This is a genomic window from Micromonospora sp. CA-249363, assembly GCF_050950185.1.
Taxonomy (GTDB): Bacteria; Actinomycetota; Actinomycetes; order Mycobacteriales; family Micromonosporaceae; genus Micromonospora.
In genome coordinates, this window is sequence record NZ_CP192020.1 from 1686089 (window position 1) to 1698744 (window position 12656).

Annotated in this window: 12 protein-coding genes; 6 read left to right on the forward strand and 6 right to left on the reverse strand. The window is 73.5% G+C overall.

All coding sequences use genetic code 11. The annotated features are described in order from the left end of the window. Positions 1-135 precede the first annotated feature (135 nt). On the reverse strand, positions 136-1596 hold the full coding sequence (locus ACQPZK_RS07835; protein WP_433537643.1) for a glycerophosphodiester phosphodiesterase family protein: 1461 nt from the start codon (positions 1594-1596) through the stop codon (positions 136-138). A gap of 195 nt (positions 1597-1791) precedes the next feature. On the opposite strand from ACQPZK_RS07835, the gene ACQPZK_RS07840 reads away from it, so the two are divergent. Beyond that, positions 1792-2727, forward strand: coding sequence for a DUF2332 domain-containing protein (locus ACQPZK_RS07840; RefSeq protein WP_433537644.1), 936 nt, complete (start codon positions 1792-1794; stop codon positions 2725-2727). Here ACQPZK_RS07840 and ACQPZK_RS07845 read toward each other — a convergent pair. After that, positions 2703-3662, reverse strand: a complete 960-nt coding sequence (locus ACQPZK_RS07845; RefSeq protein ID WP_433537645.1) for a MerR family transcriptional regulator — start codon at positions 3660-3662, stop codon at positions 2703-2705. The two genes, ACQPZK_RS07840 and ACQPZK_RS07845, sit on opposite strands and share 25 nt — an antisense overlap. Before the next feature lie 50 nt (positions 3663-3712). Between ACQPZK_RS07845 and ACQPZK_RS07850 the strand changes: the two genes are divergently transcribed. Next, on the forward strand, positions 3713-3967 hold the full coding sequence (locus tag ACQPZK_RS07850) for a DUF5522 domain-containing protein (RefSeq protein ID WP_433537646.1): 255 nt from the start codon (positions 3713-3715) through the stop codon (positions 3965-3967). Positions 3968-4056: 89 nt separating this feature from the next. Then, entirely contained in the window at positions 4057-4605 is a 549-nt protein-coding gene (locus ACQPZK_RS07855) for a hypothetical protein (protein WP_433537647.1), read from the forward strand. Positions 4606-4621: 16 nt separating this feature from the next. On the opposite strand, the gene ACQPZK_RS07860 is transcribed toward ACQPZK_RS07855, so the two are convergent. Then, a complete protein-coding gene (locus ACQPZK_RS07860) occupies positions 4622-5311 on the reverse strand; it encodes a metal-dependent transcriptional regulator (RefSeq protein WP_433537648.1) in 690 nt (229 codons plus the stop codon). A 100-nt stretch (positions 5312-5411) separates the two neighbouring features. Here ACQPZK_RS07860 and ACQPZK_RS07865 point away from each other — a divergent pair, with 100 nt between their 5' ends. The 3 genes from ACQPZK_RS07865 to ACQPZK_RS07875 are packed head-to-tail and all read left to right on the forward strand — an operon-like array spanning position 5412 to position 10073. Continuing rightward, complete coding sequence (locus ACQPZK_RS07865; protein ID WP_433537649.1) at positions 5412-6272, forward strand: sulfurtransferase; 861 nt, start codon at positions 5412-5414, stop codon at positions 6270-6272. 48 nt (positions 6273-6320) lie between these two features. Next, positions 6321-7502, forward strand: coding sequence for an acetoin utilization protein AcuC (locus ACQPZK_RS07870; RefSeq protein WP_433537650.1), 1182 nt, complete (start codon positions 6321-6323; stop codon positions 7500-7502). 15 nt (positions 7503-7517) lie between these two features. Beyond that, a complete protein-coding gene (locus ACQPZK_RS07875) occupies positions 7518-10073 on the forward strand; it encodes a GNAT family N-acetyltransferase (RefSeq protein ID WP_433537651.1) in 2556 nt (851 codons plus the stop codon). 229 nt (positions 10074-10302) lie between these two features. Here ACQPZK_RS07875 and ACQPZK_RS07880 read toward each other — a convergent pair whose 3' ends face one another. From ACQPZK_RS07880 to dtd, 3 genes are all read right to left on the reverse strand, one after another. Beyond that, positions 10303-10710, reverse strand: a complete 408-nt coding sequence (locus ACQPZK_RS07880; protein WP_433537652.1) for a VOC family protein — start codon at positions 10708-10710, stop codon at positions 10303-10305. Positions 10711-10802: 92 nt separating this feature from the next. Next, a complete protein-coding gene (gene sigB / locus ACQPZK_RS07885; protein ID WP_433537653.1) occupies positions 10803-11807 on the reverse strand; it encodes an RNA polymerase sigma factor SigB in 1005 nt (334 codons plus the stop codon). 370 nt (positions 11808-12177) lie between these two features. After that, on the reverse strand, positions 12178-12600 hold the full coding sequence (dtd, locus tag ACQPZK_RS07890; protein WP_433537654.1) for a D-aminoacyl-tRNA deacylase: 423 nt from the start codon (positions 12598-12600) through the stop codon (positions 12178-12180). Positions 12601-12656: the final 56 nt, after the last annotated feature.

Here is a 12656-nt window from a genome sequence, read left to right on the forward strand (position 1 = left end):
GGGCGGTGAGGGCTCCGCTTGCTAGCGCTTCAATTCGGACACGATGCCCGCACGATCACTTGATGCTGACCAGTCACCGAGACTCGTGGGCAACTGGTCAGCATCAAGTGATCACGGCAGGGACCAAGGAATGGCTCAGTGCTGACCCGTGTAGCGGAAGTCGAAATGGTCGACGTTGAAGTTCTGGTACGCGGTCGGATCCACGGTGAACACGAACTTGTGGGTGCCCCGGGTCAGGTACTGGGTCTCCGCTAGCGGCTGGAGCGTGAACGCGTCATGCGAGGTCGTGGTCCGCACGTCGAACGGCGCTGTGGTCCGCGTTCCGTCGAACGTCAGCGTGAATCGTCCCGCCGGGCTGTACGGCGAGGAGACCCGGGCCGCCACCTCGTAGGTGCCGGTCTTCGGGACCTCGACGGTGTACGTCATCCACTCGCCGCCGCGGATCCAGCAGACGTCGATCGCGCCGTTCTGGTCGCAGATGTCGACGCCCTCGTACTTGCGCTGCGCGCCGCCCTTGTTGTCGTCCTCGGCGTCGTGATAGCCGACGTCCTTGCCGTCGCGCGAGTACTCCTCGGCCTGCACCCGGATCGTGCCGTCCGGCAGGGAGGGCCACTGCGCCTTGGGGCCGTGGTCGCGGCGGCTCGCCAGCCAGTCGAGCAGCTGGTCCTGGTTGTCGGTCTGGAGCATGTCGAAGCGGTGCCGTTCGACCAGGGCGCCCCAACCGTTGGCCGGGTCGATCAACGATGCCTCGTCTGTGTAGCCGGCCGCGAGGCCGTACCACATGCTGTTGACCCAGGTCCGGGCGCTGCTACCGGCGAGCGCTACCGCGGCCGGCTGGATCTGCGGATCGGTGAGCCGGTCGAAGACGAGCTCGTACGACGGTGGCTGGTGCCGGGTGAAGCCGCCGATGCTGGAGGCGTTGCCGTCGTCGACCACGTGGCTGTAGAGGATGCGCGGGTCCCGGTCGAGGAACGTCTCCACCTCGGCCACCGGGGCGGAACTCTTGAAGATCGCGTGGTCCAGGGTGCCGGTGGCGATCAGCAGGTCGTACATCTGGTCCCGGAAGGGCCAGCCCTTGTCCAGGTTGACCAGCGCGCGGCCCTTGACCACGGCGAGCGCCTCGGCCAGCGTCGGCACCTGCTCGTCGGTCAGCGGCGCCTGGCCGCCGCCCAGCCCGGCGCGCAGGCGCAGCGCCTTGATCTGCGCGAGGGTCATGCCGGAGATCTCGCCGGTGCCGTTTGTCGTCCGGTTGACCGAGGTGTCGTGCATGACCACGAGCTGACCGTCGGACGTCCGCTGCACGTCGATCTCGACCACCTGAGCGTCGTGCCTGATCGCCAGGTCGATCGCCGGTACGGAGTTCTCCGGCGCACCCCGCCAGTAGCCGCGGTGGGCCACCACCATGACCGGGGCGTCCGAGCCGTGGTCGAGGTACTGACGCCGTACCTGCTCGATCGTCTGCGCCGGAGGCGCGGGCCGGTCGCCGTCGGCGCTCGCGTCGGCAACGGTCGCCGCGCTGCCGATCGCGCCCGCCACGGCGGGAGGCACCAGGCCCACGACGACACCCGTCGCCACCGCTGCGAACGCCCAGCTCATCCACTGTCTACGCACTGATTCCACTCCCGGTCTGTTGCTGCTGGCCGCACCGTGTCTGGCACGACCGTCCAGGCACGCTGCTCATACCGACGCGGGACGGCTGAACAGACCGTGGCATCCCCGCGAATGAACGTTGAAGTTCCGGCCGCCGTACGCCGATCCGGAGGCCGGGTGACGGGCTGCGACGATGGGGGCATGACAACCGCCGAGGCGTACGTCGAGTTCGCCCGTCGCGAGGCACACGGGGTCTCACCGACGTACGAGCGGCTGTCGTACGCCGTCGCGGACGACCACGCCCTGCTCGCCCTGCTCGACGCGCTCCCGCCGGCCAAGCGGCAGCCGAACCTGCTGTACGGCGTGGTCCGCTGGCTGGGCGGCCCGGTCGACGATCCGGCCGCGTTCCACGACTACGTGCTGGCCCACTGGCCGCTCATAGATACCGAGCTGAAGCGCAGGGCCACCCAGACGAACGAGGCGGGCCGGTGCGCGGTGCTGCTGCCGGTGCTCGCCGCGCTGCCGCAGCCCCTCGCCCTGCTGGAGGTCGGTGCGTCCGCCGGGCTCTGCCTCTATCCCGACCGGTACGCCTACCGGTACGGCGAGCACGAGGTCGGCGACGGTGCGCCCGTCCTGGAGTGCGCGGCCAGCGGGTTGGTGCCACCTGAGCGCGTACCCCAGGTGGTGTGGCGGGCCGGCCTCGACCTGAACCCTCTCGACGTGCGCGACCCCGACGACGTGTCCTGGTTGGACGCCCTGATCTGGCCGGAGCACGCGCACCGGCGGGCCCGGCTCCGGGCGGCGGCGGTGGTGGCCGCCGCCGACCCGCCGCTGCTGGTCCGGGGTGACCTGGTGGACGACCTGCCGGCGCTGGCGGCCCGCGCGCCGGCCGACGCGACACTCGTGGTCTTCCACACGTCGGTGCTCTACCAGGTGTCCGCCGCGCGCCGGGACGCGTTCGTGCGGCTGGTCGGTGAGCTGCCGGGGCACTGGATCTCGAACGAGGCTCCGGAGGTGCTGCCCCACGAGGGGTTACCCGACTCGCCGGACGCCGCGCTGCACAACGTCCTCGCGCTGGACGGCAGGCCGCTGGCCTGGACCCGAGGGCACGGTCAGACGATGACCTGGTTCGGCTGAGAGCGAGCCTCAACCGGCATCCGGGCGCGCAGCGCTCGGACGAACCAGTCCACGGCCGGCGCGGCCGCGGCACCGCCCGACCAGCCGTTGATCACCGACAGCAGGTCGAGGTAGCGGTCCCGGCGGGGGTCGTTGGCCAGGATCAGCCGTTCCAGCAGCCGCCGGCGCAGGTCTGCGTCGTCGGGGAGGCCGTGCAGGCGGGCGTACCGGCCGATGACCGCCGCGACCACCGGCTCGGCCTCGCCTTCGGTCGGGTCGAGACCGGCGGCCAGCGCGCTCGCCACCTCGTCGCGGACGACGGCGACGGCGTCCGGGCGGGGAAGACCGGGTACGTCGTTGTCGGCGGCGTGCTGGCGAGCGAGCCGCCGCATGCTCGTGCGGAAGCCCGGGTCCCGGCACAGCTCGGCCAGCTCCACCCAGGCCTGCACCTGCTCGGCGCTGGGGTCGTCGGGCAGTTCCGGCGTCATCGAGACGATCACACCCGGGTACGTCGCCCAATCGTCGGTGAAGACGCTGTCCAGGAAGTCGTCCACCAGTTGCGTCCGTTCGCGGGCGGTGAGCTGGGCCAACCGGCGCAGGTCGTCCACCTCCGCCGGGCCCGCCCCGCGCTTCGCCGCCACGGTCAGCACCGCCTGCCGCAGTCGCAGCACGCGGATCTGCGCCGCCAGCGCCTCGGCGTGCGTGGCGGCCACCTCGTGCAGCGGCACCTCGCGGTCCACCACCCGACGGATGGCGGCCAGGTCCACACCCAGCTCGCGCAACGTCCGGACCAGTTCCAGCCGGGCGACCGCCTCGGCGTCGAACACGCGGTAGCCGGCGACGCTCCGGTCAATCGGCGGCACGATCCCGCTGTCGGCGTAGTACCGGATGGTCTTGACGCTCAGGCCGGTGCGTCGTGCCAGCTCGCCGATGGAGTATCGCTCGTCACCGCTCATGCCCCCACCCTCGCGTCTCCCGCCGGTGGAGACTCAAGCAGACTGGCCCGGTGAGCGGAGAGCGACGACCCCTGGCCGGCCGGCCGCTCACCGAACCGCACCCGTCCCGCCTGCCGCCGGAGCACCCGGACCGGGCCCGGATCATCGCAGCGCACGACGCCGCGCTGGCCGCCGGAGAGGCCGGCTATGCCGACCCGGCGACGGGTCTGTTCGTGCTCAGCGCCGCCTTCCTGGCCCGTCGCGGCACGTGCTGCGGGAGAGGCTGCCGGCACTGCCCGTACGTGGACGATCCACCCTCGGAATGAGGACTTCCGCCCGACCCGGACACCCCGTACGGTTTCCGACGGACATCCGGCGGGGCCCCTCCCGCCGTCGGTCGGCGAGAGGGTGCAACGTGCGCGGGCGGATCGTGGTCGCCGGGCTGGCGGGCCTGCTGGTGAGTGGCTGTGCCGCCGAGGCCGAGCCGGTGGCGGTGCCACCACCGGCGCCGGTGGCCCTGGACGTGGCGGCGGCCTCGTCCGGCGGCGCCTGCCGGCTGCTGGACTTCGCGGTGATCGAGCAGGCCGTCAAGCTGCGCTTCGACGTGGCGGCGGCCAGCGAGCGGAACGACACCCACACCTGCGTGGTCCGGGCCGAGCGCGCGGCGCTGCCGGAGCTGATGCTCAGCGTGTCCGAGACCAGCATCGACAAGGCCACCTTCACCGCGGACGTGGTGCCCGCCAAGGCGACGAAGGTCACCGGCCTGGGTCAGTTGGCGTACCGGCGGACCGCCGCCGCGACCGGCGGGTACGGCCCGGTCGCCGAGGTCGGTTGGCTGGCCAGCGACGGGCGTCTCGCCACCCTGACCTGGACCGGTGCCCGGGGGGCCGAGCGCGCGGCGGCGGACAAGATGGCCGGCAACCTCGTCGCGTTGGCCAAGAAGGTGGACACGCGGGCGCTGTGACGCCCGCGTCCGGGTCTCAGCTGGCGGCGACGAAGACCCGGGAGGCGACCTCGCGGGGCAGCCGCACCCGGTCGCCGGAGCGGTCGATCGACACCCCGTCGCGCTCCTGGGCCACGGTCACCGTGGCCCCCGGGTCGACGCCCGCGGCGTGCAGCTGGCGCAGCACGTCGGAGTCGGTCTGCACGCTCTCGCAGATCCGGCGGACCACGACCGGCCCGGAGAGCCCGGGGAAGGCCAGGTTGCGCTCGCCCTCGCCGGCCTCGCTGGCCTGCGCCTCGGGGGAGCCCAGCTCCTCCAGGCCCGGGATGGGGTTGCCGTACGGCGAGCGGGTGGGCCGGTTGAGCAGGTCGTACACCCGCTTCTCGACGGCGTCGCTCATCACGTGCTCCCAGCGGCAGGCCTCCTCGTGGGCCTCCTCGTAGGGCATCCCGATGACGTTGACGAGCAGCAGCTCGGCGAGGCGGTGCTTGCGCATCACGGAGACGGCGGTGCCACGGCCGAGCGCGGTGAGCGTCAGGTGCCGGTCGCCCTCGACGGTGAGCAGGCCGTCGCGCTCCATCCGGGCCACGGTCTGGCTGACGGTGGGGCCGCTCTGCTTGAGGCGCTCGGCGATCCGGGCGCGCAGCGGCGGCACTCCCTCCTCCTCCAGCTCGAGGATGGTGCGCAGGTACATCTCGGTCGTGTCGACCAGATCGTGAGACTTCATAAGGTAAGCGGCCCTCCGATGCACGATGCTACCCTGCCGCGCGGCGAGCGACCGCTGCCGAATCGCGCCGTGATGATCCGGATGGTGTTGGATGGTCGCCATGTCCGGTACCGAGGAGCTGCTCGTCGAGGTCGACGGGCTCGCCGCCGAGCTCGACCACGCCGACCCGCCCACCCTGCTCGACGTCCGCTGGCGGCTCACCGGGCCGCCCGGCCACGACGACTACCTGGCCGGCCACCTGCCCGGCGCGGTCTTCGTCGACCTGGACACCGCGCTGTGCGGGCCGCCCGGCGTCGGCGGCCGGCACCCGCTGCCCGACCCGGGCGCGCTGCAGGGGGCGCTGCGGGCCGCCGGCGTCCGCGCCGGCCACCCCGTGGTGGTGTACGACGGCGGCGACGGCCTGGCCGCCGCACGCGCCTGGTGGACGTTGCGGTGGGCCGGGCACCGGCAGGTGCGCCTGCTGCACGGGGGCTTCCCGGCATGGGTGGCCGCCGGGCAACCGGTCTCCACCGAGGCGCCCACCCCGGGCCCCGGCGACGTCGAGGTGCACCCCGGTGCTCTTCCGGTGCTCGACGCCGGGCAGGCCGCGGCCCTCGCCTCCGCCGACGACGCCGTGCTGCTCGACGTGCGCGCGGCGCCGCGCTTCCGGGGCGAGGTCGAGCCGATCGACCCGGTCGCCGGTCACGTGCCGGGCGCGGCGAACCTGCCCGCCGGTGAGTACGTTGGCGCCGCCGGTCGCTTCCCGGCCGCCGACGTGCTGCGCGAGCGGTTCGCCGCCGTCGGCGTGAGCGGCGCGCGCGAGGTCGGGGCGTACTGCGGCTCCGGAGTGACCGCCGCGCAGGCGGTCCTCGCGCTGCACCTGGCCGGCCGAGCAGACGCGGCGCTCTACGTGGGGTCGTGGAGCAACTGGGTCGCCGATCAGTCCCGGCCGGTCGCGACCGGGCCGACACCCGGCCGCTGACCAGCGCGTGCGATGGGCCGGTCACGGTCGTCGTGCGACGATGGGCTCATGTCCGACGACACGGTGGTGGTGTGGGACCCCGCGCTGCTCGCCTACAACCTGGGTGACCATCCGCTCGACCCGGTCCGGGTCGAGCTGACCATCGCGCTCGCCCAGGAGCTGGGCATTCTGGCCCGTCCCGGCGTGCGGTTGGTCAAGCCGGAACCCGCCGACGACGCCCTGCTGACCCGCGTCCACGACCCGGCCTACCTGGCCGCCGTCCGGGCCGCGCCGCGTGACCCGCTGTTCGCCGGGTACGGGCTGGGCACCTCCGACAACCCGGTCTTCGAGGGGATGCACGAGTCCAGCGCGTTGATCGCCGGCGCGACGGTCGCCGCCGCCGAGGCGGTCTGGCGGGGGGACGCCCGCCGGGCCGTCAACGTGGCCGGTGGCCTGCACCACGCGATGCCCGCTCGGGCGTCCGGCTTCTGTGTCTACAACGACCCGGCGGTGGCCATCGCCCGGCTTCTCGACCTGGGCGCGGAGCGGATCGCGTACGTCGACGTGGACGTGCACCACGGCGACGGGGTGCAGGAGATCTTCTGGGACGACCCGCGGGTGCTCACGGTCAGCCTGCACGAGACACCGCTCGCGCTCTTTCCCGGCACCGGGTTCCCCGACGAGACCGGCGGTCCGGGCGCGCAGGGCAGCGCGGTGAACATGCCGCTGCCACCGGGCGTCGACGACACCGGCTGGCAGCGGGCGTTCCACGCGATCGTGCCGTCGGTGCTGCGCGCTTTTCGGCCGCAGGTGCTCGTGAGCCAGTGCGGCGCGGACGGACACCGGCTGGATCCGCTGGCCGACCTGAACCTGACGGTGGACGGGCAGCGCGCCACCTACCTGGCGCTGCGGGCGCTCGCCGACGAGCTGTGCGAGGGCCGCTGGGTCGCGACCGGCGGCGGCGGGTACGCCCTGGTCGAGGCGGTGCCCCGGGCATGGACCCACCTGCTGGCCGTGGCGACCGGTGCCCCGATCGACCCGGCGACGCTCACCCCGCTGCCCTGGCGGGAGCTGGCGGCAACCCGCCGACCGGGCCGGGACATCCCGCTGCGGATGACCGACGACGCCGACCCGTCGTACGAGCCGTGGCAGCCGACGGGTGAGCCCAACGCCGTGGACCGCGCCATCGCGGCGACCCGCAAGACCGTCTTCCCGCTGTTCGGGCTCGATCCGTACGACCCGCGGGACTGAGCCGGGCCCTCTTCGGTGACGAGCGTGGACCAGCCCGCGGACGTGCTGCTCAGCGACGGCAGCACCGTCCAGTTGCGGCAGATCGATCCGACCGACGCGCCGGGCATCGTGGCGATGCACGGCCGGTTCTCCGAGCGCACCCGCTACCTGCGGTACTTCTCGCCCTACCCGCGCATCCCGGAACGGGATCTGATCCGTTTCGTCACCGTCGACCACCACGACCGCGAGGCGTTCGTGGTGCTGGCCGCCGACCAGATCGTCGCGGTCGGCCGGTACGAGCGACTCGGCCCGCAGGCGCCGGAGGCGGAGGTCGCCTTCGTGGTGGAGGACGCCTTCCAGGGCCGGGGCATCGGCTCGGTGCTGATGGAGCACCTGGCCGACGCCGCCCGCCGCAACGGCATCATGAGCTTCGTCGCCGAGGTGCTGCCGGCCAACGGGACGATGCTGCGGGTCTTCGCCGACTTCGGCTACCAGGTCCAGCGCGCGTACGCCGACGGCGTGGTGCACCTGAGCTTCCCGATCGCACCGACCGAGGCCACCCTGGAGGTGCAGCGCGGCCGGGAGCACCGCACCGAGGCGCGTTCGATCGCCCGGCTGCTCGCTCCCCGGGGCATCGCCGTCTACGGCGCGAGCGCCACCGGCCAGGGCGTCGGCGCGGCCGTGCTCGGGCACCTGCGCGACGGCGGTTTCACCGGCGCGGTGGTGCCGGTGCATCCGAGCGCGTCGACGGTGGCCGGGCTGCCCGCGTACCCCTCGGCTGTCGACGCCGGGGTGGCGGTGGACCTGGCGGTGGTGGCGGTCCCGCCGGAGGCGGCGACCGCGGTGGTCGCCGACGCGGCCGCCGCCGGCGTGCACGGCCTCGTCGTGATCTCGGCCGGCTTCGCCGAGGCCGGCGGCGAGGGCGCGTCCGCGCAGCGGTCGCTGGTCCGCGCGGCCCACGCCGCCGGCATGCGCGTCGTCGGCCCGAACTGTCTGGGCGTGGCCAACACCGATCCAGGGGTACGCCTCAACGCCACGCTCGCGCCCGCGCTGCCGCCGGCCGGCCGGGTGGGCATCTTCAGCCAGTCCGGCGCGTTCGGGGTGGCCCTGCTCGCCGAGGCGGACCGCCGGGGCCTGGGTCTGTCCAGCTTCGTCTCCGCCGGCAACCGGGCCGACGTGTCCGGCAACGACCTGTTGCAGTACTGGCAGGACGACCCCGGCACCGACGTGATCATGCTGTATCTGGAGACGTTCGGTAACCCGCGCAAGTTCGCCCGGCTGGCCCGGCGGATCGGTCGGGCCAAACCGGTCGTGGCGCTCGCCTCGCCGGCCCGCCCACCCGGCGTCGGTGACGCCGCCGGCCCCGACGAGGTGGCGGTGGCCGCGCTCTTCGCCCAGTCCGGGGTGATCCGGGTGGACACCGTGGCGGAGCTGCTCGACGTGGGCGTCCTGCTGGCCAACCAGCCGCTGCCCAGCGGCGGTCGGGTCGGCGTGGTCGGCAACTCGTCGGCGCTGACCGGGTTGGCGGCCCGGGCCTGCGTCGGGCAGGGCCTGACCGTGGTCGACGGCTATCCCCGTGACGTCGGCCCGAGCGCCGGGGCCACCGAGTTCGCCACCGCCCTCGCCGAGACGGCCGGCGACGACCGGGTGGACGCCCTCGTGGTGGTCTTCGCCCCGCCGCTGCCCGGTCAACGCACCGATGTGGACGCCGACGTCACCGCCGCTCTCCCGGCGGCCCTCGCCCTGGGCAAACCGACCGTGGCGACGTTCCTGGTCGGCCGGCTGCCCGCCGGGGTGCCCGCCTACGGCGGTGTGGAGGAGGCCGTGCGCGCCCTGGCCCGGGTGCACCGGTACGCGCAGTGGCTCGGCCGCCCACCCGGCGTGGCGCCCGAGCTGCCCCGCATCGACCGGGACGCCGCACAGGCCGCGCTGCGCGCCGAGCCCGTCGACGCGGGGGCGCTGCTGGCCGCGTACGGCATCGAGACCGTGCCGTCGACGCCGGTGGCCACGGTCGACGCGGCGGCCGAAGCGGCGGCGCGGGTGGGTTTTCCGGTGGCGCTCAAGGCCGCCGATCCGGGGCTGCGGCACCGGCTCGACCTGGGCGCGGTCCGTCTCGACCTGCGCGACGAGGCGAGCGTCCGCCGCGCGTACGCCGAGATGGCCGCCGGCTTCGGCGCGGACGTGCTGGTGCAGCCGATGGTCCCGCCCGGTGTGGCCTGCGTGGTGGAGCTGGTGGAGGACCCGGCGTTCGGGCCGGTGGTGGGCTTCGGTCTCGGCGGAGTCGCCACCGACCTGCTCGGGGACCGGGCCTGGCGGGCCGTGCCGCTCACCGACACCGACGCCGCCGAACTGGTCGACGAGCCCCGGGCGGCACCGCTGCTGCGGGGGCACCGGGGCGCCGCACCGGTCGACCGGGCGGCCCTGGCCGACCTGCTGCTGCGGGTCGGTCAGCTCGCCGACGAACAGCCCCGGGTGCGTTCGGTCACCCTCAACCCGGTGCTCGCCCGCCCGGACGGCATCTCGGTCCTGCACGCCCAGGTACGCGTCGGCGGCGTGGCCGCCCGCCCGGACACCGGCCCCCGCCGGCTCTGAAGGCGCGCCGGCCCTCCCCGGCTGTGCGGGCGCGCCGGCCCTCCCCGGCTGTGCGGGCGCGCCGGCCCTCGCCGGCTGTGCGGGCGCGCCGGCCCTCGCCGGCTGTGCGGGCGCGCCGGCCCTCGCCGGCTGTGCGGGCGCGCCGGCCCTCGCCGGCTGTGCGGGCGCGCCGGCCCTCGCCGGCTGTGCGGGCGCGCCGGCCCTCCCCGGCTGTGCGGGCGCGCGCCGGTCAGGCGCGGCTGGAGATCTGCTGCACGCCCCAGGTGTTGCCGTCCGGGTCGGCGAAGAAGACGAAGCCGACATTGTCCAGCGGATCGGGCACCGGTCGGGGATTGACGCCCACCACCTGGATCTCGCTGACCTCCACCCCCCGCTCGACCAGCTCGGAGTGGGCACGCTTCAGGTCGGGCACCACCAGTTGCAGGCCCCTGAGCGAGCCCGGCGGCATCTCCGGGACGACACCCCTGCCGATCACGATCGAGCAGCCGGAGCCGGGTGGGGTCAGTTGCACGATCCGCGCGTCGTCGCTGATCACGGTGTCGTGGTCGACCGTGAAGCCGAGCTGGTCGGCGTAGAACCGCTTCGCCCGGTCCACATCCGACACGGGCACGATCACGACTTCCAACGTCCAGTTCACGGGCGCCCTCTCGTCGGGTGGTTCCAGTCAACCACTCCGGCAACGGGAAAGGCCCCGGCGAACCGCCAGGGCCTTCCACAGTTTCGGGAGCGTCAGCAGGCGTACGCCTCCAGCCGCTGCGCCCGCTCCGGCGCCCGCAGCTTCAGCAGCGTCACCTTCTCGATCTGCCGGATGCGCTCACGGGACAGCCCGAACTCGCGGCCGACCTCGTCCAGCGTGCGCTGCCGGCCGTCGTCCAGCCCGAACCGGAGCCGGATGACCGCCTGCTCCCGCTGCGACAGCGTGGCCAGCACGATGCTCACCTCGTTGCGCAGCTCGCCCTGCGCGGCCCCCTCGCCCGGGGAGGTACGGGGGTCCACCGCGGCCACGAAGTCGCCGAGCGCGCTCTCCCCGTCGTCGCCGACGGCCTGGTCCAGGCTGACCGGCTCCCGGTCGTACGAGATGAGCTCGATGACCTGGAACTCGGGGATCTCCAGGGCCCGGGCGACCTCGGCGACGGTGGGCTCGCGGCCCAGCGTCACCGCCAGCTCGCGGCGGGCCCGGACCATCCGGTTGACCTGCTCGACCATGTGCACCGGGATACGGATGGTGCGGGCCTGGTCGGCCATGGCGCGGGTGATGGCCTGCCGGATCCACCAGGTGGCGTACGTGGAGAACTTGTAGCCCTTGGCGTAGTCGAACTTCTCGACCGCCCGGATGAGACCGAGGTTGCCCTCCTGGATGAGGTCGAGGAAGGCCATCCCGCGTCCGGTGTAGCGCTTGGCGATGCTGACCACCAGCCGCAGGTTCGCCTCCAGCAGGTGGTCCTTGGCGGCGCGACCCTCGACGACGATGAGCTCCAGGTCGGACCGCAGCTCCTCCGAGACCGGAGTGCAGGTGGCGAGCTTCTCCTCGGCGAACAGTCCGGCCTCGACCCGCCGAGCCAGCTCGACCTCCTGCGCGGCCGTCAGCAGCTTCGTCCGGCCGATGCCGTTGAGGTACGCCCGGACGAGGTCGGTGGAGATGCCGCGCTCGTCGGTAGCGTCCAGGTCGGTGAGGGCGTCGGTCTCGGTGCCGGTGGCCGGTCGCGTGCGGTGTTCCGTCATCTGCAGGACCATCTCTGTCTCCCCGTATCCACGTCTGTGCCGTGTCTCCGGCCCAGTAGTGCCGGTGTGAAACACAGCTTGGCGGGCAGGACGTGAAACGGGAGTGAGCTGATCGCGGACCCGACAGCAATCCCGCAGGATCGCCACAAAAAACTGTCACCAGACCGCTTGCCGCCCGACCCGGCCCGCCCGCCCTGACCCGGCCCGGCCTGACCCGGCCCGACCCGGCCCGACCCGGCCCGACCCGGCCTGACCCGGCCTGACCCGGCCCGACCCGGCCGCCCGGCCCCGGTGATCAAGAGGTTCGCGTCAGGAACCGTGCGGAATTTGACGCGAACCTCTTGATCGACTTCTCGAGGGGTGGGAGGGGAGGGGAGGGGGGTTAGAGGTCTAGGAGGATTGTTGTTGGGCCTACGTTGGTGCTCTCTACGAGCATGTGGGTGCGGAAGCGGCCGGTCTCCACCTTCGCGCCACGGTGGCGCAGCGCTTGCACCACCGCTGTCACCAGGGGTTCGGCCACCTCGGCGGAGGCCGCTGCCGTCCAACTCGGACGGCGTCCCTTGCGGGCGTCGCCGTAGAGGGTGAACTGGCTGACCACCAGGATCGGCGCCCCGACGTCGGCGGCGGACCGCTCGTCGTCCAGGATGCGCAGCTCGTGCACCTTGCGGGCCATCGTTCCGGCGGTCTCGGCGGTGTCGGTGTGCGTCACGCCGAGCAGCACCAGCAGACCGTTCTCGATCGCGCCGACCACCTCGTCGTCCACCGTCACGCGGGCCCGCCCGACCGTCTGCACCACCGCCCGCATCAGCGCACCCCCGCCGACACGAGCACCAGCGCCGCCGCCGGCATGAGAGCCCTCGT